This window comes from Pedobacter ginsengiterrae (genome assembly GCF_039537385.1).
Classification (GTDB): domain Bacteria; phylum Bacteroidota; class Bacteroidia; order Sphingobacteriales; family Sphingobacteriaceae; genus Pedobacter; species Pedobacter ginsengiterrae.
The window spans coordinates 1-26,698 of the sequence record NZ_BAABAK010000009.1; the positions used below are offsets into that span (position 1 = coordinate 1).

Below are 26,698 nucleotides of genomic sequence, written 5' to 3' on the forward strand. Positions count from 1 at the left end.
TTTGTTCTTCAAAACTTAACTTCTTTCAATAATATGTCATTTAAGTTGTATGTTATAAGTTGTAGGTAGTACGTTCAAAAACGTAAAACCTAATACTTAAAACGTAACACTTATTTAAAAACATTTAGGTGCCTATATCGGTGGTGTCCACCTCTTCCCATTCCGAACAGAGAAGTTAAGCCCACCAGAGCCGATGGTACTGCGGTAACACGTGGGAGAGTAGGTCGGTGCCAAATCTTAAACTGCTAAAAGCAGATTAATAAAAGAACCCTTGTAGTAACAACTGCAGGGGTTTCTTGGTTTACAGGGTTTTTGTATGATGCTTATTAAAGCTAAAAGACTAAAGCAGAAAGCTAAAAGACCAAAGTGGTTAAGGGTAACTGGAAATTAATTTCACCAGCTAAGACATTCTAAGGGAATCTAAGTTTTCCAGTTTCATTTAAGGGTTATCAATATAATTCCTTCAGACTAAAGGGAAGAGCACAGATTGTTAGATGCTAGAAGACTAAAGCTTAAAGCGGAAAGCTTAAGTTAGGCATCAATCTGATGGTGACAGAATGTTAATTTTACCAGCTAAGATATCTAAGGGCATCTAAGGTTTCCAGTTTCATTTAAAGGATTACTAATATAATTCCTTCTGACTAAAGGGAAGAGCACAGATTGTTAGATGCTAAAAGACTAAAGCAGAATGCTGGGGATTTCAATTGATCTATTGTTTATGCTGAAAGCTTAAAGATCAAAGCAGAAAGCTAAAAGACCAAAGTAGTTAAGGGTAACAGGATATCAATTTTACCAGCTAAGACATCTTAGGACATCTAAGGTTTCCAGTTTCATTTAAGGGTTATTAGGTATTTTTATAGTTTGGGCAGGATGAATGGTTCAAAAAAAGTATCTGGCATTGCGCTTTAAACCTGATGGTAGCGAAAATCCTTTTTGGGTTTCCAGGCTTTTATACGATCGGGTACTTCTAGCGGCCAAAAAGATTGTAGCAAACAGCAGGACTGCATTGGCCCATAAGCACCAGAATTGTTTTACTGAAAAAAAATACCCGTTTTAGGGTATAATATCTATCATATTTAAAACTGATTGTAGTCAAATATGTTAATATTGTAAAGATTTGCCGTAATATTTGGTTATCTTTGCTAGCGATAATACATAACAGATAATGAGCTTTTTTGCAGATAAAAGAAGGGAAGTAATGATGCATATTGAAAAATATATGCTTGAATCTATGGGTACCTACTTAAAACCAATTGATACTAACTGGCAACCATCAGATTTTTTACCAGATTCTACAAGTGAAACTTTTTATCAGGATATCAGGGATTTAAGGGATAATGCAAAAGACCTTTCTTATGATTTAGTAGCTGTTTTAATTGGTGATACGATTACTGAAGAGGCATTACCAACTTACGAATCGTGGTTAGCTATGGTGGATGGGCACAGTAAGGATGAAGAAGGTGGCTGGATGAAATGGGTACGTCATTGGACTGCTGAAGAAAACCGCCATGGTGATTTATTAAATAAATATTTGTATTTATCTGGACGCGTCGATATGCGTCAAATGGAAATTTCTACGCAGTATTTAATTGCTGATGGTTTTGATATTGGTACTGGTCATGATCCTTATCGTAACTTTATTTATACTTCTTTTCAAGAGTTGGCAACGAATGTTTCACATAGACGTGTGGCTTCTTTAGCTAAAAAGGATGGCGATACTTTATTATCTAAAATGTGTGGTGTGATTGCTTCTGATGAAGCCAGACATGCTAAAGCATATAAAGATTTTATGAATCGTATTTTTGAGGTTGATCCTAATGAAGCGATGCTTGCCTTTGAGGATATGATGCGTAAAAAAATTGTAATGCCAGCACATTTCTTACGTGAAGTAGGCTTGAAAATTGGACAAACGTTTGGCCATTTTACAGATGCTGCACAGCGTTTAGGGGTTTACACAGCTGTTGATTATGTTGATATTATGCAACAATTAATTATTGATTGGAAAATTGAAGGCATGCGTGATTTAGATGAAGCTGGTGAAAAAGCTCGCGATTACATCATGAATTTACCTTCGAGGTTGCTTCGTGTTGCAGAGCGAATGAAAAATCCTACTATTGATTATAAATTTAGCTGGATCGCTGGTTAAAATAAAATATAATATTTTTAAAGTCCCGATGAAAATCGGGACTTTTTTGTTTTACATGTTTCTTCTGTACTGTCCGCCGACTTCGTACAAAGCTTTACTAATTTGCCCTAACGAACAAACTTTGCATATTTCCATTAGTTGTTCGAAAATATTATCACCTGCTACGGCAGATTTCTGTAATTGTTTTAAAAGTACTTCTGCCTGATCTTCATTTCTATTTTGAAATTCGTTTAAGGTTTCAATTTGATATTGCTTTTCTTCTTCAGTAGCCCGAATTACTTCGCCTGGAACAATTGTTGGAGAGCCATTTTTATTGAGAAAGGTATTTACACCAACAATAGGATACTCGCCTGTATGTTTTAAGGTTTCATAGTATAAACTTTCTTCCTGTATTTTACCGCGTTGATACATGGTTTCCATAGCACCTAAAACACCACCTCTGTCGTTTATCCGTTTAAATTCGGCTAAAACAGCATCTTCAACCAGATCAGTAAGTTCCTCTATAATGAAAGCACCCTGTAATGGGTTTTCATTTTTGGCCAGACCTAACTCTCGGTTAATAATTAATTGAATAGCCATTGCTCTACGCACCGATTCTTCTGTTGGAGTAGTAATGGCCTCGTCGTAAGCGTTTGTATGCAAGGAGTTACAGTTATCGTAGATTGCATAAAGTGCCTGTAAAGTTGTTCTTATATCATTAAAGTCGATTTCCTGAGCGTGTAAAGAACGGCCAGAAGTTTGAATATGATATTTTAATTTTTGCGAACGATCATTTCCTTTATACTTGTTTTTAATGGCTTTAGCCCATATTCTTCTGGCTACGCGACCAATAACTGCATACTCAGGATCGATGCCATTTGAGAAGAAGAAAGATAAGTTTGGGGCAAAATCATCTATATGCATGCCCCTGCTTAAATAGTATTCTACAAAAGTAAAACCATTACTTAAGGTAAATGCCAGTTGTGAAATAGGATTCGCACCAGCTTCGGCAATGTGGTAACCTGAAATTGACACGGAGTAGAAATTACGGACTTTTTCATCAATAAAATACTTCTGAATATCGCCCATCATTCTTAAAGCGAACTCGGTAGAGAATATGCAGGTATTTTGTGCCTGATCTTCTTTCAAAATATCGGCCTGAACCGTTCCGCGAACGGAACTGATGGCGTAAGCTTTAATTTTAGCGTAAACATCTGCAGGTAAAACCTGATCGCCAGTAACGCCTAGAAGCATTAGGCCAAGTCCGTTATTTCCTTCTGGAAGCTTTCCGCTGTAACTTGGTCTGCTTATATTCTTAGCCTTATAAATGGCTTCTATCTTTTTGTTGGTTTCTTCTTCCAGTCCGTTTTCAGTAATGTATTTTTCACACTGCTGATCTATGGCCACATTCATAAAAAAGCCCAAAAGCATTGGTGCGGGCCCATTAATTGTCATAGATACAGAAGTAGATGGCGCACAAAGGTCGAAACCAGAATATAGTTTTTTTGCATCATCTAATGTTGCAATGCTTACACCTGAGTTTCCGATTTTACCATAAATATCTGGGCGAATGTGCGGATCTTCTCCGTATAAAGTTACCGAATCAAACGCTGTTGATAAACGATGAGCTGGTTGACCTAATGAAACATAGTGGAAACGCTTGTTTGTTCTTTCTGGTCCACCTTCGCCTGCAAACATACGTGTTGGATCTTCACCTTCGCGTTTTAGCGGGAAAACTCCAGCTGCGTAAGGAAATTCTCCTGGCAAGTTTTCGGTTAATAACCACCTCAAAATATCGCCCCAATCTTCGTAACGTGGTAAAGAAACTTTTGGGATGTTCAGCTTGGATAAAGACTCGTAATATAACGGAAGTTTAATTTCTTTATCGCGAACTTTATAAATGAAGAACTCTTCTTTATAGCTCTTTTTGGTTTCTGGCCATTGGCGTAATAACCTTCTGCATTCGCCATCTAACTGCTCTTCAAAATGAGTGTAAGCTTCTTCTAAGCCTTGCCCGATGGAAAGTGATGTATTTTCTTTGGCTAAATCTATTACGCCTTTTAGCTGATACATTTTTCTGGCAATGCCTGATTGCTTATCAACCCACTCATTATAGGCTTGACTAGACTCTGCAATTTCAGCCAGATAACGAATCCGATCTGGTGGAATTATGTATATCTTCTCCGATTGTTCGGAGGTAAGTTCCATTTTAGCGTTGAAATCTGTTCCAGTTTTTAATTTTATTTGTTCCATTAAAGCAACGAATAAATTATTCATTCCTGGATCATTAAATTGCGAGGCCATGGTTCCATAAACAGGGATTTCCTGATCCTTGGCATCGAAAATATTGTGATTTCTTTTATACTGTTTTCTTACGTCGCGAAGTGCATCTAAAGCACCTCTTTTATCGAATTTATTAATTGCTACCAAATCTGCGAAGTCGAGCATGTCGATTTTTTCGAGCTGCGTTGCAGCTCCAAATTCGGGAGTCATTACATATAGCGAAACATCGCAATGTTCTGTGATTTCGGTATCGGATTGGCCAATTCCAGAGGTTTCTACTATTATAAGATCATATCCTGCGGCTTTGCAAATGTCGATACTTTCCTGTACGTTTTTAGAAAGTGCTAAATTAGCTTGCCTTGTAGCTAATGAACGCATATAAACCCTTGGGTTATTAATTGCATTCATTCGGATTCTATCGCCAAGTAAGGCACCGCCTGTTTTTCTTTTGGATGGATCTACAGAAATTATAGCTAGGGTTTTATCTTTCACTTCGACGAGGAAACGTCTTACCAGTTCATCAACTAACGATGATTTACCTGCACCACCAGTTCCTGTAATCCCTAGAATTGGTGCTTTATTATTTTTTGATAATTTTTTTAATTCATCCACGAAGGATTGAGCACCCTCTGGATCGTTTTCTGCAACTGTAATGGCACCAGCAATGGCTTTAATGTCTTTTTGAGGAATAGTTTTTAACTCTTCAGTTATACTGCTTTTGGTTACAAAATCAGTTTTCTCTAACATATCATTAATCATGCCCTGTAAACCCATTCTTCGGCCATCATCTGGAGAATAGATTTTAGAAATACCATAGGCTTCGAGGTCCTCAATTTCTGAAGGAAGAATTACACCTCCACCGCCAGCAAATATTTTTATATGTCCTGAGCCTCTTTCCTGAAGTAAATCGAACATATATTTAAAATATTCTATATGTCCGCCTTGGTAAGAAGTCATCGCAATTCCCTGAACATCTTCTTGAATGGCACAATTTACAACTTCATCTACAGAACGATTATGACCTAAATGAATAACTTCTGCTCCTGAAGATTGAAGAATACGGCGCATAATATTAATGGTCGCATCGTGTCCATCGAAAAGAGAAGCAGCGGTTACAAAACGAATTTTATTTTTGGGTTTATAGATTTCTACTTGTTGCATATTATTTATTTAATGAAACAGAAGAGCGGCTCTGTTTTCAAATTATATCGGGCTATGCAAATGTAATAATAACTTGGTATCTGCCCATTTTTTAACGGTATTGATACTGTAATAAAGCAAAAAAGCCGACTGTTAGGTCGGCTTAGTTTTATTTGTTTGTGATTTCGGTAATTGGTTCACCCACGCATCCACTTGGCATTTGAATGTGCAATAGTGCTGCCAGGGTTGCAGAAATATCTGTCATGTAATGCGTTTTATTCGTTGCGCCTGGTTTAATTCCCCATCCCATAAATACCAGAGGAATATGAGCATCGTAAGGATTCCAGTTTCCGTGAGTGGTACCTGTGCTGCTACCATTAAACCAGTTTGGATCTAATATGTAATACAAGTCGCCACTTCTTCTTGCATTGTAACCATTAGTAATCATTTTTTTCTGAATTTCAGGTATTGTTGCTATCGAAATCTTGGAAATGTCTACTACATTGGCAAAACCATCCATTCTTTTCAAGAATTCGATTGACGCAGCCTTGATTACATCGAAACTTACGGTTCCGTTATCGGTTTTATCGTGATCGAAAATGATTTGATTGTTCATTGATTTAAGAACAACATTATTTACCTTAAATTTATCGTTTAAAAATCCATTAAGCTTAAAAACAATATCTCTATCGCTTACTGTTCCACCAGGTAATTTATTTTCTTTCATAAAACCTGGAACATGAGCAACACCGTGATCGGCACTTAGAAAAACAGTATAATTTCCTTTACCAACTTTTTTATCCAGATAATTAAAAAATTCTTCAAAGTCTTTATCTAAACGTAAGTAAGTATCTTCTGCTTCGATAGAGTTTGGTCCGTATGCATGACCAACATAATCTGTTGCCGAGCAGCTAACGGCCAAGAAATCGGTAATGTTATCCTGTCCCAAATCTTCGGAAAGGATTGCCAGTTTAGCTAAGTCTAAAGTGATTGTATTACCATAAGGTGTGCTTCTGATTGCATCGAAGTTTTTATCGACATTTTGAGTAAGCATATGCGGAAAAGTACTTGATTTACCTTCGTAAGCTTTCTCATCGCTTGTGCTATTTACATAGCTATTTATTGGATATAAGGTTTCCCAGTTTTTAGCGTAAAATTTATTGGCAAGTTTTAATTTGTTGTAATCAGCAATCCAGGTTGGTACTTCTTTCATATAATATGAACTCGTAATCCAGTTACCTGTGCTGCCTTGGTACCAATATGCCGCATTTGCTGCATGGCCAGCTGGCAAAATAGAGCCTCTATCTTTAAGGGAAATACCGATAACTTTACCTCTGAAATTGGTTGCCAATCTTAATTCGTCGGTTATGGTAGTTGCCAAAAGGTTTTTTGGCGACATATTTCCTTCAGAAGAAGGTGTGCTACCCACCGTTACCACTGATGAATCTTCAGTACAGTAAACATTTTTTTTAGTTTCTACATTATACCAATCGTTACCCACAATACCATGAATTGCAGGAACTGAACCGGTATAAATTGTTGTATGGCCAACTGCCGTATATGTAGGTGTATAAGGAATGAATGTATTTTCTACCGAAAAACCTTCGTTAATTAATCTTTTAAATCCGCCGTTTGAATAACGGTTGTAATAACGATATAGATAATCCCAACGCATTTGATCGACTACTAAACCTACAACCAATTTTGGTCGTGCAACATCTGCAGGAAAGGCTTTAGCGGTTGGAGCTGCTTTTTTAGTTTGAGCTGAAACAGTTGTTAGGGAGAGGATGGATAGGGAAACAATTAAGCAAGAAATTTTCTTCATTCTATTTTAGTTTAAAAGCTAAAAGTAGAATTTTTAGATGAAGATTGTTTGAACTTTCTGTAAAGTTTTTATATCGCTTCAGCAACTACAAACGTACTTCCACCGATGAAAACTAGATCATCTTTATCTGCCTTATTTATTGCTGCCTGTTTTGCTTCCTGAACAGAATTAAAATAATCGCCTCGTAAATTAAAAGCACGGGCCTGCTCTTGCAGCTCTTTAGCATCGAGTCCCCGTTCAATATCCGGTTTACAGAAATAATAAGTGGCATTTTTTGGAACTAATGACAGCACTTTGGTAATATCCTTATCTTTTACCATTCCAAAAACCAGGTGAAGATTTTTGTGAGGTGTAGATTCGATATTCTTAATCACTTCTTTTATGCCAGCTTCATTATGCCCAGTATCGCAAATTACTAAAGGGTTTTTGCTTAATGTTTGCCAGCGACCCTGAAGCTGGGTTAATTTTTTTACTTGTTTCAAGCCATCATAAATAGCTTGTTTTACGATTTTTGTTTTGGTAGTCTGATTAAAAACTTCGAGTGTTTTCAATACGGTAATTATGTTTTTTGGTTGATATAGACCAGTTAAATCACTTTTAAGATCAGCATATTTAATTTGATTGTTTTCGTAAACCGATAAACTTAGCTTGCTACTTTTAACTGAAATATTTTGTGCTTTTAAAAAGTTATCAGCAAAATATATTGGTGCTTTTACACTTGTGGCTTTGTTATTAAAAACGGGTTGTGATTCGGCCTGAGTTTCACCAATAACTACCGGAATACCTTTTTTAATGATACCTGCTTTTTCGCCAGCAATTTCTTCAAGGGTGTTACCAAGCATATTGGTGTGATCTAAACTGATATTGGTAATTACAGATATTTCTGGGGTAATGATATTTGTCGAGTCTAAGCGCCCTCCTAAACCGACTTCTATTACGGCAATATCCACCTTATGTTTTGCAAAATGTTCGAAAGCCATAGCAACCGTAACTTCAAAAAATGAAGGCTTTATTTTATAAATTAATTTTTTATTAGCCTGAACAAAAGATTTGACTTCTGTTTTGCTAATCATTTGTCCATTTATACGAATTCGTTCACGAAAATCTTTTAGGTGAGGGGAGGTATACAAACCTGTTTTAAGGCCCTGCGCCTGTAAAACAGAAGCCAACATGTGCGATGTTGAGCCTTTGCCATTTGTACCAGCAACATGTATGCTTTTGAATTTTTGGTGAGGGTTATCCAAAGCTTCGCAAAGAATGATGGTATTGGTTAAATCTTTTTTGAAAGCTGATGCGCCAACACGAGTAAACATAGGGAGTTTACTGTACAAAAAATCGAGTGTTTGCTGGTAGTTCATAATAGTTGTCAAATATAAGCTGACAAATTATTATTATGAAAAGAAATGGAAAGATTATGAATTGATATTGAATGTAGATATGGTCTGCATTTCACAGACCATAAAATATTTACTTCACCTTAAAGTTAAATACGACAACCCCAGTCTGGTTATCGGTTCCAATATCTGATTTATTTAAAGTAGAATTTAATACAGCCTGAATACATTTGTTAACCAAATCTGTATCTGTAATGGTCGAACCTTTTAATTCCTGGTTGGCTCTTGTAATATCACCCGATTTATTGAAATAAATTCTGATGGCAATTTTGCCTGTTTTTTGGCCATCATCTTTAGGGGTAACCAAATTAGAAAAGCGTCTTAATTCAATGGGTTTATTTCCAAAACCAGAACCACCTTCTCCATAGTTATTAGCAAGCGGATCGCCGTTTTTCGAGCCTTGATTTCCCGGGGTATCACCTGTTCCATCGCCACCACCCTGGCCAGTACTCTTTTTGCCTTTATATAAAGCATTTTGATTGATTACAGGTTTTGAAGGTTTTTCTTCAGTTGCCGTAGTCGGGGTTTTTGTAGCCGTTTTTGTCGGTTTTGTATTTACGCTAATGGCCTCTTCTGTATTTTGTGTTTGAATCTCCTTATCACCAGTTTCAACAGTCGTGTTTTCGGTTACTTTTTCTTCGGGTACAACTTTATCGGGAGCTTTATTATTGGCATTAGGATCTGCAGATGGTTCTTCAATACTTGTATAATCATCACCCATTCCTGTTTCAGCTGTTCCATAATTTACAACCATACCGCCCATGCCCAAATCTTCAGGTGGTTCGAAGGAATTAATCACAATTAAAAAGCTAATTGCAAGCAATAGCGCCATTATCCCAGAGGATATTGCTACTGCTTTTGGATAATTATTTTCTTCTTTGTAATTCATTACTTTTTAGGCTCTACAGCTAAAACAAGTTTTAATTTCAGTTTGTTTGCCACATCATAGGCAACCATAATGTTTTCTGCAGGAACATTTTTAGCCACATATAAAATTATAGTCATATCTGGAGCCAGTTTTTGATAAGCTTCTACTGCCGATTGCAAACTTTCTGCTGTTGCAGGTTTTTTATCAACGAAATAATTTAAATTTTCGTCTATACTTACAGTTACTGCTTTTTTGGCTGTAGATTGTTGTCCACTTGATGACTGCGGCAATAATAACTTAACTACCTGAGGATTTACTACCGCAGATGCCAATAGAAAAAACAGCATCAGGAAAAACATAATATCGTTTAATGCCGATGTATGTACTTCTACAGAGCCTTTTGTTCTTTTTCTTAAATTCATTATTTACCTGGTTCTTCTAATAAATCAATAAAGTCAATTGCATCGGTTTCCATTTTAAGGATGATTTTTTCGACCATTATATTTAAAATGTGGTATAAAACATAAGCGATAATACCGATAATTAATCCAGTAGCTGAAGTGATCATTTTGGTATATAAACCACCAGAAATGGTGCCGATTTCGATAGCACCTTTAATTGATACCTGGTGGAAAATGGTGATAACCCCAACAATTGTACCTACGAAACCCAGCATTGGTGCAATACCAGCTACAATTCCTAAAATGCTGATGTTTTTTTCCAGTTTGGAAACTTCAAGTTTTCCAACATTTTCAATTGCACCTTCAATATCTTTTATTGGTCTGCCAATGCGTTTTAATCCTTTTTGCAACATGCGAGAAAGGGGAGAATTATTATTTCTCAAAAGAGCAGAAGCACCTTCTAAATTTCCAGATTGTATGTAAGATCTGATCTGGCCCATTAAGTTTGATTCGTCTTTAGTTGCTTTTTTTATTGTTAAATAACGTTCAACAAAAATAACCAAGGCTAAAAAAGCTAAGAAAGCTAAAGGAACCATTACCCAGCCACCTTTAAACAACAAATCGATAAAATGCAATTCTGGTGCAGGTTGAGATAGTGCTGGATTTACTGCGTTTGCGGTATCCTGTAATACTTGTGTGGTATCTTGAATTAATAATGCAATCATTATGGTGTGTTTATCTGTTTAATATCTAATTCTTTAATTCTTATTTTTTTGCTTAATTCTGGTCGGGCATCAAGTGCTTCTTTCTCTGTTTTAAAAGAAGCAATGCTAACTTTTTTGTATGGTCCTTCTATCGGTACAATTTTAGCTTTTAATCCGTAGCCTTTCATTTGTGCAACAAATTGCTCTGCTTTTTTAGTTGTTTTAAAAGAAGCACCAATTATTTCGTATGTTATAACACCTGTTTTTTGTGGTGTTTCAACTGGTTTTTGTGGGCTAACTGCTGCAATAGATTTTGCCTTTTGACTATCTATTTTGCTTTGAACCTGATTTGCTTTTAAGATGCTATCTGTTTTTGCAATTGAATCCTGCTTAACTTTGGCACTATCGATTTTCTGTGCTTTAGCAGTATCTAATGTCATCGTGCCAGGTTTTGCAATAACTTGTTCTGATTTGTTAAACAAATCGGGTTTTGCAAAATAAATAATTGCTGCAACAACAATGAGAATTGCAACGCCAATCCAAACTTTCGTCCAGACAGATTTTTCTTCTTCCTGAAGAATTTCTTCTGCTAAAGGATCATGTCCGAAACGATTAGGATGTTCGGCATGTTGCTCTTTTATAAATTCGGGCGCTTCAGAAACATACTGTTTTGTTGCGTCATCCTCATTTAAATTAAGATAAGTTTTTGGCTCTTCTGCAAGTGGAATTTTGACTTCCTCTGGCTCTACTTCAATAATTTCAACTTCCTGATTGCGGGGTAACGTATGTTTTAAATCATCTTTAACCTCATCAAGCTCGATATTTTCTATTATAGGAAAAACCTGTTCTTCAGCTTTTTTATCTTCTTCAATATGTATTGGCGCTTCCGCAATTTCTTCAAAAACCTCTTCTTCATTCGTATCAGCATCAAGAGGCTCTACGCTTTTTTCACTCTGGGAGGCCTTTTCAGGTTCGTCAACAAGTTGGGTTTCTGTGACATCTGGTAAACCAAAAAATTCAGAACCGTAATTAACATTATTAACGGGCTCGAAACTTAAGCCCTCATGTTCTGTATAAAATAAGCGGCCTATATTTTCTAATACCGCTTCATGTTCAACTTCAAGCTTTTTATTTGTTTCTTCTACAAATTGAGAAATATAATATTCTGCACTTTCCTTAGATATATTTCTTTTAGCAGCAATAAAATCGGGAAGTAAATTTTCTTCCTTTAAACTTGCTGTAAATTGCAATGTATAACCTGGTGGTAAAAACGATTGTTTCTCCTTATCGTATCTGCCAGCAAATTTCTTTTTGTAAAAAGTACCCAGGTCGGCAATGCCAACCGAGGATTGTTGCTTTAAGAGTTCGGAAAGGTATAATAAGATGTCCATTCTGGTAAAATTAGCGTTTTATTCTAAATCAACACAATAATAAATTAATGTGTTTAAAACGAATAGGTTAGTCCACCAAATATATTAAAGCCGTTTACCTGATAAAATAAGTATCTGTTATAATTTTTGTTTAAGATGTTGTTCGCTTTTGCAAAAACAGAGAATTTATTGTTGATTCGGTAATCTGCACCAACCCCTAAATCTACAAAACCTTTAACTGTAACAATAGATTCTATTGCTGGGTTTGGAATTAAATATTGCGATGGAGCTACAGGAGCAGAATTATTTAATTTTGCTTTTACATCATCCTGAATTACAACGGCTGCGTTAAAGCTTAATTTTTTGTTATAAGTATAAACAAAGTTTGAGCTTACTTTTAAACCTGGTTTAAACCAGCTGTAAGTTTCTTGTGCAGGTTTATAATCATCGATATTTAATTTACCAGTCCATTTTAAAGCATCGCTAACCTGAACAGAAATTTCACCTTCCAAGCCTGTTACTTTAGCGGTTCCGAAATCATAAATCACATCAAACTTATTAAAATCGGTAAAGTTATTGATGAATAAAGGCATGTCTTCAACTTGTTTTATATAGAAACGAGCTTTGTATCCAAAACCAGGTCCGCCAGTTCCTTTAACACCAGCACTGATGCTTAACTTCTCAACTGTGTTTTTAACAAGAATATTGCTGTTTAGCCATGGATTTTCATCGGTAAAGCCTTTCATAGAGTTACGGGTAACATCACCTTTAACCTCTCCAAAAACTTGTAAATAATCAGGAATTAAAGTAAAATCTGCAGTAACCGCTGGGAATATTCTAGAGCTGCTGTAAGCACCAAACTCCTGAACAAAGTTAATCCCTGCCGTAACTTTTGCGCCTTTAACCTGTAAGCGGATGTAAGGATTTAAACGTAATAAATTGTTGCCAACGCTTGTCGTTAAGTCTTTTGTATTCCCAAATTCTGTTGAAGCGGCTAAGCCTAAGTTTAAAGAGCTGATCCTTTTATTTAAATAACCATTTAAGGTTAGATAGCTTTCTTTTGCACTGAATTTATCATTCCAAACGTAGCCATTAGCTTTCAATGCATAGCTGAAATCGTTTTCGTCTTCTTTATAGTTTTTTACTAACTCACCTTCCGCTTCGAATAAAGTCAAGGCCTGTTTCTGTGGATTTGGGTTTAAAGTAGGGCGGGCATCATCAATACCATAAAAGTACAAACCGTTACGCTCGAAATTAATGCGGCCACTAATGGTATTCTCAGCCATAATACTACGACCAAAAACACTGAATTGCTGATTGCTGCTATTTTGTTTATTTAGTTTGCCTTCCTGACTAAAGTGCTTAAAGTAACCACCGAGTTGTAAGGCTGGATCGCGACCTATATTTACATAAACTTCGCCTAATAAAGTTGCTAACGAACCAAAGCCACCTTTTACATAATTGTTAACCAGTTCGCTTTGTTTTTCATCAACCAAAGCTTGCGCCTGTAGTTTCTGAATGTCGCTGTTTATTTCTAATTTTCTTTCTGTAACACTATAATTAAGTTTTGCTTTATAAGTTTTAACATCATCCAGGTTTGGGCTTCTTCTAAGCTTTACCGCTTCTGCTAATATTGGTTTGTACGGACGGACAACTTCAATTTCTTCACTTACCGTTGCTTTCTCTTCTTGTTTTTTTTCTTGTGCCTGAACAGTTACTAAACCTGCAGCAAGGAAAAACAATGAGCTGTATATATATTTAATCGACTTCATGATTTTACTTCTTCGGGTTTAACTTTTCTAATTTTTGTTTTGCTGTAGGGATGATGTCATCCTTTTTGTTGTCGTAATTATCGATGATACTTAAAAGCGTACTTTTTGCTTGTAAATTATCTTTCAATGCAACATAGTTATCAGATAACAGGATAAAAGCTTTAGCTACCCAATAATCGTAAGATGCCATATTGTTAATTAAATCGAAGCAGGTTTTGGATGATGTTTTATAATCACCTTTGGTGTATTCTAAAAACGCCAGATTGTATTTAGCTTCTGCAGCTGCAATTGTTTTAGTGCTCGCAACAACATTTTTAAATTCTTTTACAGCCGTTGTCGTATCGCCTTTTAATAAGTAGGCTTTACCTGCATATAAGCCAGAACTGTTTTTCTCTTCTTCTGATGCTTTTTCTGATCCTTTAGTAAGCTGAGCATATTTAATCATATCATCAGGAGAGTTAAGCGCTGTATAAGCTTTTAACAGATTGTTGATGGCATAACTGTAATGCGCTTTGTAATCAGTAGTCGTTTCTAAACGCTTTAAATAAACTATTGCCTCGTTATATTTTTTCTGATCAAGAAAAACTTTCGAGATACTTAAGAGCGAACGTTCGGTATAATCGCTCGACCAATCATTTAAAATATATTCGTAATCTGCAATTGCATCATCTGGACGACCAAGTTTCACTAAAGATTCTGCCCGGATAAACTTGCCTTCCTTATCGTGAATAGATTTAGGGAATTTATCAAAATAAGCATTAATAGCCTGTAGTGCGCCATTTGCATCACCTTTTAAGTATAACGTATTGGCAGCAGCAAAAACGATGTTATCTTGTTCTGCATTTGAATAGTTACCAAGCGGTGTTGTACCAGCGTAAGTAATAAAACCATTAGCATCACCTTTATCTACATAAATGTTTTTGATGGATTCCATGGCTTGCTTAGCTTCATCGGCACTTGGATAATCGCGAATTACCTTTTTGAAGGATTCTAAGGCAGCATCATCCTGATCTTGGTTGTATTGAACCAAACCAATGGTAACCAACGCTTTTGGTACGTAACTGCTGTGCGGATATTTAGCCACTAAACCAACTAAATCGGTTTTTGATTTCTCTAAATCGCCTTTATTGAAGTAAGTGTAGGCCGTTTCAAAACCTGCATCATCAGCGTAGTTTGAATTAGGGAATTTTTGCAACAAACTTTGCATGGTTGCAATTTTTGTATCGTATTGATTCTCCAATCCCTGAATCATGCCCTTTTGGAAAATAGCATAATCTTCTGCACTTGTTTTACGACTAATAATTTTATCGTAATTGCTCATGGCATTGCCATAGCTTTTATTTACAAAATACGAATCGGCTAAACGAATGGTTGCATCATCAATTGTTTTCTGATCTTTATCACTGCCAGCTAAAAAGCGTTCGAAATAGGTGGCTGCTTTGCCATATTTTTCATCTTCGAAAGCCGAGTAGGCCAAAGCATAGTTTGCAAAATTGTAAACACCAGTTTTATCAGCATCGGGCATTTTTAAGAATTTTTCGAAAGTGGTAACCGCTTCTCCGAATTTCCGTAGCTCGTACATTGATTCTGCTTTCCAGTAGGTACTTAATGCATGAATCTCATTGTCTTCTGGGAATTTCTCAGAACGTAAAAACATTGATAAAGCATTAGGGAAGGCTCTTTCGTTATAAAATTCTAATCCACGGAAATAGGTTACTTTTTGATAAGCTTCTTTTGCTTCTAAATTTTTATCAGGAATAGGCTCTAAAATATCAACAGCTGCCTGATAATTTTTAGTGGTTAATAAAACCTCGCCTAATAAAATTTTAGCTTCGTTAATTTTTCTTGATTTTGGAAATTGTTTCAGGAAGCCTTGTGTAGCCTCTAATGCTTGTTGATGGAAATTTAATTCGTAGCTTAATTTAGCATAATTTAACCACGATTCCTCCTGGATAATTTTATCAAAATCCAAGCGTGAGGCACGGAAAAATGCACTTTGTGCTTTCTCTTTATTTCCAAGTTGAATAAATGCCTTACCTAAAGTATGCATACCATTTTGAAGGTAAACATCGTCGGTATTTAGTTTTTCTAAAATAGCAACAGACTCTTTGTACTTTTTATTTTGAAACAAAGAGTAGCCATACTGGTAAATAAATAAGTTGTTTTTAGTATCGCTTTTATCTTTAGCATAAAATTCAGCGAAATACTTTTCTGCATTTTTAAAATCAGATTTTGCGAAATAAGAAGCAGCAACTAAACTTAACATTTCAGGCTCAAACTGCTGTTTGGTTTTTGCCATTGCAGGTATCGCATAGCTGATTACATCATCGTAACGCTCATCTAAATAATACATCGAAGTGATGTAATAAGGATAACTAGCTTCGTAAGTTGGCGAGCCTTTTAGTTTTTCGAAATTTGCTAAGGCCGTTTTATACTCCTTATTCAGGTAGTTAATGTAAGCAAAGTAGTAAGTCGCACTTTCCTTAAATTCACCTTCCTCTTTCTTTACTTTTTCAAAAAGCGGTTCAGCCTTATCATAGTTTTTTAACTGGAAATAAGCATAACCCTGTTTAAACTGGTACTCATTTCTTTGTTTACCAGAAAGGGTAGAAGGATCGGTTTTTTCAAACCACTCTAATGCTTTTTCGTAGTTTTTTTGATTGAAATATGTTTTACCTACATAAAAGTAAGCCAGTTTTGTGTTCGGATTTAACGGATAATCGCGAATAAATGCCTGGAATAAGCTCTCGGCATCCGTATTGGTTAATTCTAAAGCACAAACGGCAGCATAGAATTTTGCATTCTCTTTTAATAAAGATAATTCGGCATTGCTTTCTGATTGAGAAGCGGGTTTAAAACGTTGTTGTTCAACAAGTTTAAACTGTTGCGAAGCAGCAGTATATTTCTCTTTGTCTAATAATTCTAAGCCCGTCTGATAGTTTTTATTGAGGTTTTGCACAGCGCTAACTTGCGCATAAGTGCTAAAACTTCCTGCTAAAAATAGCGGAATTAGTAAGTATTTATTTTGCATCGGTTTCAAATATGGTTGGTACTAAATTATAAATAGTATCAATGCTTATCAACAGAAGTAATTAACATCTGTGGATAACACAAGTTTAACGAATGGATTTTCGAATTGGTATGGAAGAAATGTAAATGTGGAAAATTAAGCTCTTTCAAGGTTCAATGGTCATTGTGCAATGAGCCGAACTAGCTAGGCGATCAATTGTGAAGTAAGTTAACAATTAATCAAAGTCTAATTTACTAAATTATGTCGATCGCTAGTAAACAATGACTAATGAACCAATTTATCCTTGACTTGCCAATAGATAAAGTACGGCCATTCTAACAGCAACACCATTTTCTACTTGCTCTAAAATAATTGATTGCTTGCTATCTGCAACATCACTGGTAATCTCTACACCTCGATTAATCGGGCCAGGGTGCATTACAATGATTTCTTTATCCAGGTTATCTAAAATTTGTTTATTTAAGCCGTACATCATGGCATATTCTCTTTGCGAAGGGAAATATTTAATGTCTTGACGTTCTAGCTGAATGCGAAGCATGTTTGCTACATCGCACCAATTTAGGGCCTTAATTAAGTTATGCTCTACCTTAACACCCAGTTGATGAATGTACTTAGGAATTAACGTAGTCGGACCGCAAACCATAACTTCTGCACCTAAACGTTGTAAGCAAAGTATGTTCGAAATTGCAACTCTCGAGTGCAAAATGTCGCCAACAATTACAACTTTTTTACCTGCAACATCTCCTAATTTCTGGCGTATTGAAAAAGCATCAAGCAATGCTTGTGTCGGATGTTCGTGTGCGCCATCTCCAGCGTTTACAATTTGAGCTTTAATGTGTCTGCTTAAAAACTGACCAGCGCCAGCGTACGGATGACGCATTACAACCATATCAACCTTCATCGATAGAATGTTGTTCACCGTATCAATTAAGGTTTCGCCTTTGCTTACAGATGAGGAAGAGGCTGCAAAATTTACAACATCTGCCGAAAGTCTTTTTTCGGCAAGTTCGAATGAAAGTTTTGTACGGGTAGAGTTTTCGAAGAAAATGTTGGCAATGGTAATATCACGAAGCGAAGGAACCTTTTTAATAGGTCTGTTAATCACTTCCTTAAAATTATCTGCAGTTTCGAAAATTAATTCGATATCATTCCGGTTAATATCTTTAATGCCTAAAAGATGTCGGGTTGATAGTTTGTCTGCTGCCATTTTTTACTTATTGTTTATCTGATAATAATAAAACTTTGTCTTCTGCTCCTTCACTCGCCCAGGTAACTTTTACATGCTGCGAGTTTAAGCTATCTACCTGTAAGCCAATGTAATCGGGTTCTATTGGTAAATGTCTGCTAAATCTACGGTCAATTAAAACCAATAATTCAACTTTTTCCGGGCGGCCATAAGCAAGCAAAGCATCAAGCGCTGCTCTTATTGTTCTGCCTGTCCAAAGTACATCGTCGATTAAGATTACTTTTTTACCTTCGATTATAAAATCTATTGAATTACTGCTGGCTGTTACCAAACCGTCCTTACGGCGAAAATCGTCTCTAAAGAAAGTAATATCAAGGTTTCCCTTTAAAATTTTCTTGCTTTTTAAAATACCCTGAAGTTCAGTTTGAATTCGATCGGCTAAAAAGGGGCCTCTAGGCTGAATGCCAATTAAAACGGTATTTGCGAAATCGTCGTGGTTTTCAATTAATTGATGGCAAAGCCTCTTAATTGTAATTTGAATTTTTTGTCCGTCAAGAAGTGTTTTCTTTTGCATTGAAGAAGGATTGGGCAAATATATAAAAATGTTTTAAGGTAGGAAAGGTGAAGTTAGATTGTTTTAACTTCATATTGCTAAAATGTTCATTTTCAAATATTAAAATCTATAAATAACTTCTATAATTTCAATTCTTTGAAAAGCAATTTATTGTGCTTATCGGTTCCAGCAGTCCTGTCATTCACTACAATCTTTTAAAAACCTCTGTATTGCTGGGGGCTGAAGCATCTGTTTCATCGGTTGCAGATGCTTCGTGCCTCAGCAAGACTCCATATCCGTGGCTGCTGCAATTTTAAAAGTATTTCGGTTGCTGCCAGGTTTAGATTCCTCAGGCTAAAAGTGTAAATTTACATCATAATGAAAGCGCAACCAGTAATTTTTTTCGATGGTGTTTGTAACCTTTGCAATGCTTCGGTTCAGTTTGTAATTGAGCATGATCAAGAAAATTATTTCAAATTCAGTGCTTTACAAGGTGATTATGCGAAAGTGGTTTTACCAAAATTCAATGTAAATCCGAGCAGTTTAAACTCAACATTGCTATTGGAAGATGGTAAACTTTATACAAAATCGTCTTCGGCGTTACGTGTAGCTAAAAAACTAAAGGGTATTTGGCCCTTACTTTACGGGTTTATTATTGTGCCTAAGTTTATCCGCGATTGGGTTTATGATCTTGTTGCTAAAAACCGTTACAAATGGTGGGGCAAGCAGGAAACTTGCTGGGTACCAACGCCAGCGCTAAAAAATAAATTTTACGACTAAGTTATTTTTTCTTACAACTTTGGATGTGCATTGTTGCCGATCTTCTTATAATATCCTTTACCATTGCTGCTGAAAAATGCGCCATATGCAATAATTAAAATAACGATTAAAGCACCCAATAGGCCAATTGTGTAGCCGCTATTAATAATTTTATCTATGCTTATTAGGTAAATATCCCAAACTCTTAATATCAAAACACCAATAAATGATATGCTGTGTAAAACAATTAATGCTCCGATAACTTTTTTCATACTATAATATTTGGTTTAAGTATTGTGAGAATTTCTTTGGTCTTTTAGCTAAAAAAGCATGTAGATTTGATGGTTAAGAATTAAAATCGACTTAACAATTCTTTTTTCTTAGCATCAAATTCATCTTGTGTTATAATGCCTTCATTTACTAGGAGCTTAACAAACTGAATAAAGCGATGTATATAATAAAATGATTATGAAATAATTGTTCTACAATTTGGGCAATGAATTGCATCATTGTTGTCAAAATGGTTTAGATCGAATTTTAAGAAAGTTCGGTTATTTTGTTTTTCAAATCGTTTAATGGTTTAACAAAAATACTGTCGTTCATTTTCTTTGCAATAAAAATAAACGGTATGCCCACCAGAGTCAGTATCAAAATTTGGGGTAAAAAACCTGGCAGGCCAATTATTTTCTCAAAAGATTGATGTACGTAAAGTTTATAAGCTAACAATCCTGTTGGCCCAGCAAGAGGTAAAAAAATGTATCCATAAATAGATTCTCCCTTTAAAATCTCTTTAATTGCGTTGTAATTATCGATAAGTACCTGTTTGGTATTCGAATTATAATCAACAGCAGTTTTAATCTTTTTGAACTTGATTACACCGAGTGCTCTAAATGTTTCGTAGGTGATAAATACGAATAAGAGTAAAAACCTTAAGTCGCCTTTAGCAATAAAAGCCATCACTAAAATTGGAATATCTATAATTCTAATCCACCTTAGTTTCCATTTTAGTTTAAACAATAAATCTTGCAGCAGCGTATGAGACTTTTCGTCGATACTAATTTTTGTAATATCGATTTTTTCTGCTTTGCTATTAAATTCGGTACTAAGGTTTTGCCATTCTTGTTCTAAGTTCATTTTATTTCCCTGTTAAAAGTGAAGCCAGTTGTTGTTTAATGCGATGAAGTTTAACATTTGTATTATTCCGTGATAAACCAATCATTTCGCTAATTTCTGTATTGTCGAAGCCGTCTAAATGCAGCATAATTATACTTCTGTCGATGTCTGTTAGCTTTCGGATGCATCGGTAAAGCCAGTCTGCCCGTTCTGATAATTCTAGAGGTTCGAAATAATAGTCGAACGAATCAGGATTCTTGATTTGAATTTGTTTTTTCTTTTTACTCAAAAAAGAGAGCGAAACATTTAGACTGATTTTGTAGAGCCAGGTAGAGAATTTTGCCTCGCCTTTAAAACGCGGATAGGCACTCCAACTTTGGTAAATAATTTCCTGATACAAATCTTTACGGTCTTCTCCATCATCGGCATAAAGGTTTATCATTTTATAGATAATACCTTTATGTTCTTCCAATTTGTTTAGGTAAGATTTTTCAATCATGTTGCTTATTTACCTTTTAATAAACGATTGGCTTTAAAGTCCTTTTGATAGCGGGCGATATCTCGTATTAAAAATATAACAGCCATCGTTATAAGAAAATATTTTATGTACGGAGATGTAGTTTCTAGGCTGGCGATTATAAGTAAAAATCCTGTCAGGGCAAATTTTGAGTTTCGGTTATCCATTGCTTATTAAATTTATTTGAACAGTTAGTAAGCATTGGGCATTAATAAATTACAGAAAATGAAAATTAATTTTCTAGGTAACGCTTGGAATAAGTGATTCGCCTTAAATCATAACGTTTAAACTGTGTTTTCAAGCGTTTTTGAAAATCAGGGTAATTGCGTTTTTCCTTTGGACTCCATAAAATTTCGCTCAAGGCATCTAATCGCGGAAATAATTGATATTGCACTTTTGCTGGATTGGTAATATACTCGCTCCATAAACAACCTTGTCCGCCCCAAATGTATTTTGCCTGTTCTGCATTTAATTCTGCTGGTACTGGTTCGTAGTTGTAAACATCGGCTAGTAAAGATGGTGTACTTGCGGTTAAGCTATCTTCTTTTGCAAATTGACCGTGGTTGAAATACATTTTGTTTTCAGGAGTCATAATGGCTTTATGATTTTGTTTTGCAGCCTCAATACCACCTTTTTCGCCTTGCCAACTCATTACAATAGCATTTGGAGCCAGGCCACCTTGTAGAATTTCGTTCCAGCCGATAATGGTTTTGCCTTTGCTATTTACAAATTTCTCAATCCTTTGGATGAAATAACTTTGCAGTTCACTCTCATTTTTAAGCCCATTTGCTTTCATAATTTGTTGCGAAACAGCTGATTGTTTCCACCAAACTTTCGAAGCCTCGTCGCCACCGATGTGAATGTATTGCGATGGGAATAAATCCATTACTTCGGTTAATACGTTTTCTAAAAATTTGAATGTAGTATCTGATGCTTGCAAAACGTTATTGTATTTATTCATCATGCCCCAGGTTTGGGCTACCTCATATTTTTTGTTGGGCTCTGTTCCTAATTCGGGATATGCCGCCAACAAAGCCATGCTATGGGCTGGCATCTCGATTTCTGGAATGATGGTGATGTAGCGTTTAGCAGCGTATTCAACTACGTCTTTTATTTGTTCTTGTGTGTAAAAGCCACCATGTTTAATCCCATCCGTTTTAATCACGGCATCTTTTGGAGTAATATTAATCCCTGTTGGCAAAACCTGATATTTAATGTTTTCATTCCCTTTTCCTGGCCACAATCCAACAATACTACCATCACGCCAGGCGCCAATTTCTGTGAGTTTTGGATATTTCTTAATCTCAATTCTCCAGCCATGGTCATCGGTTAAATGCCAATGGAAATAGTTCATTTTATGTAGGGCTAAATAATCAATGTATTGCTTTACAAACTCTACATCAAAAAAATGGCGGCTAACATCCAAATGCATTCCACGGTAATCGAAGCGGGGATAATCTGTAATGGAAACCGCTGGAATTTGAAGCGATGCTGATTTTACATCAGGTAGCAATTGAATTAAAGTTTGTACACCATAAAAAAGTCCATTTTCAGAATTGGCATAAATTATTGTTTGATCGTAGTTGCTTACAAGTTCATATTCGTTCGAACTTTTTAGTAATCGCGTAACTATTTCTAGTTTGATTATATTTTTCTTACTTGTTGAATTTGGGTTAATCCGAAGTTTTAGGTCGTAATATTTTTGAATATAACTTTGTAGAAATAAAGCTGAGTTGGACAAAGAATCACTTGAAATAATTTCTGTGCTTTTATCAATAATAAATTTTTCTGTGCTTAATCCAGTCTTAATACTTACTGGCTGCGGGATAATATTTACTTCTTGAGCAGATAGCCTGTTGCAAAAAGCAAATGATAAAAACAAAAAGATAATCTTCTTCATAATAGAATGGTTTTCCTTTTCAAAAGTAGTAATTCTAATCGGATGAAAGTAAAAGGTTTGGGAGAACGAATTATTGATGTTACCTAAACCCGATGGGAGGGAAATCCTTTTTTGTTGTACTTCGACGGGCTCAGCATGACAGGAGTTTAAAAAAAGATTGATCGGACAGCGGGGCAGGAGTTACCGATGAGTGCTGACTTTCGTTTTCAAATTATTTGAACCATTAAGACATTAAGAAAATATAAGCTCATGTTGCATTTATATTATAACTGAGATTGCTTCGTCGGCTGAAAAAGCCTCCTCCCAAAGACGGCCTCGTGAAGATTCTGTGTTTCCGTGGCAAAAAATAGGAAAAAAAAATCCCGATAACTTTCGCTATCGGGATTAATATATTTAGTTAAAAAGAACTAGCCTTTTTTAGCTTTGCTTTCTTCGCCTTCTAATTGCGATTTCAATTGAGCTAATACGTCTAAATCTCCTAAAGTAGATTTCTCTACAGAATCTTTAACTTTTTTAACTGCAGTTACAGATGCTTTTGCTTCTTTTTTCTTAGTAGCACGTTCTTCTGCTAAAACTTCAGCTTTAACTTCTTCCCAAATACGAGCGTGAGAAACAACGATGCGTTTAGCTTCTTTGTTAAACTCGATAATTTTGAAGTCGTTAGTTTCTTCAGCTTTAACTGAAGTACCATCTTCTTTAACCATGTGTTTAGTTGGTACGAAACCTTCTACACCGTATGGTAAAGCAATAACAGCACCTTTATCAGTTACTTTAACAACTGTTCCTTGGTGAACCGAATCTAAAGTGAAGATCGTTTCGAAAGTATCCCAAGGGTTTTCTTCCAATTGTTTGTGACCTAAACTTAATTTACGGTTATCAACGTCTAATTCTAAAACAACTACATCTAATACATCACCAACTTTAGTGAATTCGTTAGGGTGGTTTACTTTTTTAGACCAAGATAAATCAGAGATGTGGATTAAACCATCGATACCTTCTTCGATTTCAACAAAAACACCGAAGTTAGTCATGTTTTTAACAGTTGCTTTGTGCTTGCTTCCAACAGGGAATTTAGCAGCAACTTCTTGCCATGGATCGTTAGATAATTGTTTAATACCCAAGCTCATTTTGCGCTCGTCTCTATCTAAAGTTAAAACTTCAGCTTCGATCTCATCACCAACTTTTAAGAATTCTTGTGGATTTCTTAAGTTTTGTGACCAGCTCATTTCAGAAACGTGGATTAAACCTTCAACACCTGGGATAATTTCTAAGAAAGCACCGTAATCTGCAACAGTTACGATTTTTCCTTTTACTTTAGAACCAACTTGAATGTCAGTGCTTAAGTTCTCCCAAGGGTGTGGAGTTAATTGTTTTAAACCTAAAGCGATACGTTTTTTCTCATCATCGAAATCTAAAACAACCACGTTGATTTTTTCATCTAATGATAATACTTCTTTTGGATGCTCTATGCGGCCCCAAGAAATATCAGTAATGTGAAGTAAACCATCAACACCACCTAAATCGATGAACACACCGAAATCAGTAATATTTTTAACAGTACCTTCTAATACCTGTCCTTTTTCTAATTTAGAAACGATTTCTACTTTTTGTGATTCTAAATCGTCTTCGATTAACACTTTATGAGAAACTACAACGTTTTTAAACTCATGGTTAATTTTAACAACTTTGAATTCCATTGTTTTACCAACGTAAACATCGTAATCACGGATAGGTTTAATATCAATTTGAGAACCTGGTAAGAAAGCTTCAACACCCATGATATCAACAATTAAACCACCTTTAGTACGGCTCTTAACGAAACCGTTGATGATTCTATCATTTTCAAGAGCCTCGTTAATCGCTTCCCAAGATCTTTGAGTTTTAGCTCTTTTGCGAGAAAGGATCAATTGACCGTTAGCATCTTCTGGTGCTTCAACGAAAACGTCAACTGAATCGCCGATTTTTAAATCTGGTGTATCACGGAATTCTGAAGTAGAAACTAAACCGTCTGATTTAAAACCAACGTTTAATACTACATCTTTGTTGTTAATTGAAACAACGATACCGCTAATGATTTCACCTTTAGTGATTTGATTGAATGTTCCAGCATACATATCTTCAAACTTTTTACGGTCTGCGTCATTGTAATTTCCGAAAACTTTTTCATCTGCATCCCAATCGAAATCTTCCGTTGGTGTTGCTAATGATGATTTGATCGATTCGATCGAAACTGAATCAGCTTCTGATTCAATAGTTTCTTTTTCAGTCAGGCGTCCGCCTTCTCCCTGAAGCTCAGCTGTTTTAGCTGCTAATTCTTTTTCTGCTACTTGTTTTTTAGCCATTAATTAATTATCTCCTTTTTTCCCTATTTAGGGACAGCAAAGGTAAAAATATTTTAATTAATAGAAAAGATTTTTTTAATAAATGTTGCTGATTTTTAGGTTATTAGAAAAGTAGTAGCAAGTATTAAGTATCAAGTATCAAGATTGGATGCAAAAAACGGGCATTTTGGAATTCCTTTCTTTCAGAGCGCCTTCTCCGATATTTTACCAGAGGTGGGTTTTTCTTATGTATTTTTATATAATGATTTGAAAATGAGCATTCAGCAATTCTTCGGTCGAAGCAGTCCTGTTATTCGCTATAGCCCCGAAGAAAAATCGGGGGCTGCCGCTGCTACCAGGTTTAGAAACAACAATTGCTTTAAACTTATTTCTTTGTAAATATCCCTCTGGTAAAACCCTCTCCAATTAGCGTGTTATCATCTCTTATTAAAAGCATTATGGTGTTTTGCTGGTCGTATAATTTAATCATATCACCATCAATAACATATTTAGAGGTAAAAGCCGAGTCAGTATAAGCATCCTGAACTAAAACCGAGTCTTTAGATTTAAAATTAAAGACCTTATACTGTATATCTTCGCTACTGCTAAATGTACCCGAAACCGTTTTTTCTTTTACAAAAGTTATAAAACAGAAGTAACCAATTACCAGTATAACAATTGTAGCAAAAGCAATTAAAAATTTGTTTCCGCTGGCATATTTTAGCGAGAAGTACAAAATAACAATTAGTATCAAGGCAACCACACCGAAGAAAATAATATTTGAATAATTTTCTGCAGATTGAGGTATAGAAGCAGAAACTGCCGCTTTGTTATCAATTGGTTTTAACAGTGGTGAAATTCGAACTAAAAACTCCTTGCTCACCCAACCTTCGCCGTTGGTTACTTTTATTTTAAAGTAACTGGCATCAGCCGAATCAATTACAGCAACATTTTCATTTTCTGGAAGGTAACCAATCACTTTACTTTTTGGATCAGCCTTTTGCCTTACTCTCAAATTGTCGGTTGTAACGCGATAGATTACATCGGCAACAGGCGTAGTAGCAGGAGCTTGGGTTGATGGTGCTGTAGAAGCGGATTGTGGCGTAGCAGGTTGTGGAGCTGAAATCTTTTGAACGAAATCTTTACTTACCCAGCCTTCACCATTTTTTAACTTGATTTTATAGAACTTAGCATTGCTAGCGTCTAAAACCGTTACATTTTCATTTTGCGAAATGTTACCTACTACTTTACTTTTTGGGTCGCTGCTCGCTCTAACACGTAACTGATCGGCGGTCACTTTATAAGTATCTTGTGCTGCTAATCGGTTCGAAAAAAAAGAAAAAGCAAGTAGTAAAAAGAAAATTCTAGTCATAATTTTGGTATTTCTGCAAAGCAAATAAGTAAAATATTGCACCACGCTAAGAGCAAACATCGTG

The 26,698-nt window shown here is 35.6% G+C and carries 20 protein-coding genes and 1 rRNA gene; 3 read left to right on the plus strand and 18 right to left on the minus strand.

Annotated features, from left to right (window positions below):
* Nucleotides 1–124: 124 nt before the first annotated feature.
* Together rrf and ABD692_RS07860 are read left to right on the plus strand one after the other, a co-directional pair.
* Nucleotides 125–236, plus strand: a 5S ribosomal RNA gene (gene rrf / locus ABD692_RS07855).
* A gap of 929 nt (nt 237–1,165) precedes the next feature.
* Complete coding sequence (locus ABD692_RS07860) at nt 1,166–2,146, plus strand: acyl-ACP desaturase (RefSeq protein WP_316764036.1); 981 nt, start codon at nt 1,166–1,168, stop codon at nt 2,144–2,146.
* A 51-nt stretch (nt 2,147–2,197) separates the two neighbouring features.
* Here the strand turns inward: ABD692_RS07860 and ABD692_RS07865 are convergent, their stop codons facing one another.
* The 11 genes from ABD692_RS07865 to pyrR form a co-directional block, all read right to left on the minus strand.
* On the minus strand, nt 2,198–5,569 hold the full coding sequence (locus tag ABD692_RS07865) for a methylmalonyl-CoA mutase family protein (protein WP_316764033.1): 3,372 nt from the start codon (nt 5,567–5,569) through the stop codon (nt 2,198–2,200).
* A gap of 148 nt (nt 5,570–5,717) precedes the next feature.
* Nucleotides 5,718–7,373: an alkaline phosphatase PafA gene (pafA, locus tag ABD692_RS07870; RefSeq protein WP_344766100.1), complete on the minus strand. Its 1,656-nt coding sequence runs from the start codon at nt 7,371–7,373 to the stop codon at nt 5,718–5,720.
* A gap of 68 nt (nt 7,374–7,441) precedes the next feature.
* Nucleotides 7,442–8,731 (minus strand): bifunctional folylpolyglutamate synthase/dihydrofolate synthase, encoded by a 1,290-nt coding sequence (locus ABD692_RS07875; RefSeq protein ID WP_344766101.1) that lies wholly within the window; start codon nt 8,729–8,731, stop codon nt 7,442–7,444.
* A 109-nt stretch (nt 8,732–8,840) separates the two neighbouring features.
* Nucleotides 8,841–9,656, minus strand: a complete 816-nt coding sequence (locus tag ABD692_RS07880; RefSeq protein ID WP_316764025.1) for an energy transducer TonB — start codon at nt 9,654–9,656, stop codon at nt 8,841–8,843.
* The gene (locus tag ABD692_RS07885) at nt 9,656–10,057 is read right to left on the minus strand and encodes an ExbD/TolR family protein (RefSeq protein WP_316764022.1); all 402 of its coding nucleotides are present in this window, start codon (nt 10,055–10,057) and stop codon (nt 9,656–9,658) included. Before ABD692_RS07885 ends, ABD692_RS07880 begins: the two co-directional genes overlap by 1 nt.
* The gene (locus ABD692_RS07890; protein WP_316764018.1) at nt 10,057–10,761 is read right to left on the minus strand and encodes a MotA/TolQ/ExbB proton channel family protein; all 705 of its coding nucleotides are present in this window, start codon (nt 10,759–10,761) and stop codon (nt 10,057–10,059) included. Before ABD692_RS07890 ends, ABD692_RS07885 begins: the two co-directional genes overlap by 1 nt.
* Entirely contained in the window at nt 10,761–12,131 is a 1,371-nt protein-coding gene (locus ABD692_RS07895) for an HU domain-containing protein (RefSeq protein WP_344766102.1), read from the minus strand. Before ABD692_RS07895 ends, ABD692_RS07890 begins: the two co-directional genes overlap by 1 nt.
* A 53-nt stretch (nt 12,132–12,184) precedes the next feature.
* Complete coding sequence (locus tag ABD692_RS07900) at nt 12,185–13,882, minus strand: porin family protein (RefSeq protein WP_344766103.1); 1,698 nt, start codon at nt 13,880–13,882, stop codon at nt 12,185–12,187.
* A 4-nt stretch (nt 13,883–13,886) separates the two neighbouring features.
* A complete protein-coding gene (locus ABD692_RS07905) occupies nt 13,887–16,913 on the minus strand; it encodes a tetratricopeptide repeat protein (protein WP_344766104.1) in 3,027 nt (1,008 codons plus the stop codon).
* Between the two features lie 277 nt (nt 16,914–17,190).
* On the minus strand, nt 17,191–18,120 hold the full coding sequence (locus ABD692_RS07910) for an aspartate carbamoyltransferase catalytic subunit (protein WP_316764007.1): 930 nt from the start codon (nt 18,118–18,120) through the stop codon (nt 17,191–17,193).
* Nucleotides 18,121–18,127: 7 nt separating this feature from the next.
* Complete coding sequence (gene pyrR / locus ABD692_RS07915; protein WP_316764003.1) at nt 18,128–18,673, minus strand: bifunctional pyr operon transcriptional regulator/uracil phosphoribosyltransferase PyrR; 546 nt, start codon at nt 18,671–18,673, stop codon at nt 18,128–18,130.
* Between the two features lie 357 nt (nt 18,674–19,030).
* Here pyrR and ABD692_RS07920 point away from each other — a divergent pair, with 357 nt between their 5' ends.
* Nucleotides 19,031–19,432, plus strand: coding sequence for a thiol-disulfide oxidoreductase DCC family protein (locus ABD692_RS07920; RefSeq protein ID WP_316764000.1), 402 nt, complete (start codon nt 19,031–19,033; stop codon nt 19,430–19,432).
* 11 nt (nt 19,433–19,443) lie between these two features.
* On the opposite strand, the gene ABD692_RS07925 is transcribed toward ABD692_RS07920, so the two are convergent.
* From ABD692_RS07925 to ABD692_RS07950, 7 genes are all read right to left on the minus strand, one after another.
* A complete protein-coding gene (locus tag ABD692_RS07925; protein WP_344766105.1) occupies nt 19,444–19,683 on the minus strand; it encodes a hypothetical protein in 240 nt (79 codons plus the stop codon).
* An 80-nt stretch (nt 19,684–19,763) separates the two neighbouring features.
* The gene (locus tag ABD692_RS20940) at nt 19,764–19,865 is read right to left on the minus strand and encodes an SHOCT domain-containing protein (protein WP_425567339.1); all 102 of its coding nucleotides are present in this window, start codon (nt 19,863–19,865) and stop codon (nt 19,764–19,766) included.
* Between the two features lie 83 nt (nt 19,866–19,948).
* Entirely contained in the window at nt 19,949–20,545 is a 597-nt protein-coding gene (locus ABD692_RS07930) for a hypothetical protein (RefSeq protein WP_344766106.1), read from the minus strand.
* A 1-nt stretch (nt 20,546) separates the two neighbouring features.
* Nucleotides 20,547–21,023 carry an RNA polymerase sigma factor gene (locus ABD692_RS07935; RefSeq protein WP_344766107.1) on the minus strand — a complete coding sequence of 159 codons (477 nt, stop codon included), beginning with the start codon at nt 21,021–21,023 and terminating at the stop codon, nt 20,547–20,549.
* 250 nt (nt 21,024–21,273) lie between these two features.
* On the minus strand, nt 21,274–22,941 hold the full coding sequence (locus tag ABD692_RS07940; RefSeq protein ID WP_344766108.1) for a beta-N-acetylhexosaminidase: 1,668 nt from the start codon (nt 22,939–22,941) through the stop codon (nt 21,274–21,276).
* A 407-nt stretch (nt 22,942–23,348) separates the two neighbouring features.
* Nucleotides 23,349–25,283, minus strand: a complete 1,935-nt coding sequence (gene rpsA / locus ABD692_RS07945; protein ID WP_316763983.1) for a 30S ribosomal protein S1 — start codon at nt 25,281–25,283, stop codon at nt 23,349–23,351.
* 364 nt (nt 25,284–25,647) lie between these two features.
* Nucleotides 25,648–26,634 (minus strand): SH3 domain-containing protein, encoded by a 987-nt coding sequence (locus tag ABD692_RS07950; RefSeq protein ID WP_344766109.1) that lies wholly within the window; start codon nt 26,632–26,634, stop codon nt 25,648–25,650.
* Between the last annotated feature and the right edge of the window lie 64 nt (nt 26,635–26,698).

Coding starts and splice junctions, on each gene's coding strand:
- ABD692_RS07860 (WP_316764036.1), top strand. CDS start 1,166: ATGAGCTTTTTTGCAGATAAAAGAAGGGAAGTAATGATGCATATTGAA.
- ABD692_RS07865 (WP_316764033.1), bottom strand. CDS start 5,569: ATGCAACAAGTAGAAATCTATAAACCCAAAAATAAAATTCGTTTTGTA.
- pafA (WP_344766100.1), bottom strand. CDS start 7,373: ATGAAGAAAATTTCTTGCTTAATTGTTTCCCTATCCATCCTCTCCCTA.
- ABD692_RS07875 (WP_344766101.1), bottom strand. CDS start 8,731: ATGAACTACCAGCAAACACTCGATTTTTTGTACAGTAAACTCCCTATG.
- ABD692_RS07880 (WP_316764025.1), bottom strand. CDS start 9,656: ATGAATTACAAAGAAGAAAATAATTATCCAAAAGCAGTAGCAATATCC.
- ABD692_RS07885 (WP_316764022.1), bottom strand. CDS start 10,057: ATGAATTTAAGAAAAAGAACAAAAGGCTCTGTAGAAGTACATACATCG.
- ABD692_RS07890 (WP_316764018.1), bottom strand. CDS start 10,761: ATGATTGCATTATTAATTCAAGATACCACACAAGTATTACAGGATACC.
- ABD692_RS07895 (WP_344766102.1), bottom strand. CDS start 12,131: ATGGACATCTTATTATACCTTTCCGAACTCTTAAAGCAACAATCCTCG.
- ABD692_RS07900 (WP_344766103.1), bottom strand. CDS start 13,882: ATGAAGTCGATTAAATATATATACAGCTCATTGTTTTTCCTTGCTGCA.
- ABD692_RS07905 (WP_344766104.1), bottom strand. CDS start 16,913: ATGCAAAATAAATACTTACTAATTCCGCTATTTTTAGCAGGAAGTTTT.
- ABD692_RS07910 (WP_316764007.1), bottom strand. CDS start 18,120: ATGGCAGCAGACAAACTATCAACCCGACATCTTTTAGGCATTAAAGAT.
- pyrR (WP_316764003.1), bottom strand. CDS start 18,673: ATGCAAAAGAAAACACTTCTTGACGGACAAAAAATTCAAATTACAATT.
- ABD692_RS07920 (WP_316764000.1), top strand. CDS start 19,031: ATGAAAGCGCAACCAGTAATTTTTTTCGATGGTGTTTGTAACCTTTGC.
- ABD692_RS07925 (WP_344766105.1), bottom strand. CDS start 19,683: ATGAAAAAAGTTATCGGAGCATTAATTGTTTTACACAGCATATCATTT.
- ABD692_RS07930 (WP_344766106.1), bottom strand. CDS start 20,545: ATGAACTTAGAACAAGAATGGCAAAACCTTAGTACCGAATTTAATAGC.
- ABD692_RS07935 (WP_344766107.1), bottom strand. CDS start 21,023: ATGATTGAAAAATCTTACCTAAACAAATTGGAAGAACATAAAGGTATT.
- ABD692_RS07940 (WP_344766108.1), bottom strand. CDS start 22,941: ATGAAGAAGATTATCTTTTTGTTTTTATCATTTGCTTTTTGCAACAGG.
- rpsA (WP_316763983.1), bottom strand. CDS start 25,283: ATGGCTAAAAAACAAGTAGCAGAAAAAGAATTAGCAGCTAAAACAGCT.
- ABD692_RS07950 (WP_344766109.1), bottom strand. CDS start 26,634: ATGACTAGAATTTTCTTTTTACTACTTGCTTTTTCTTTTTTTTCGAAC.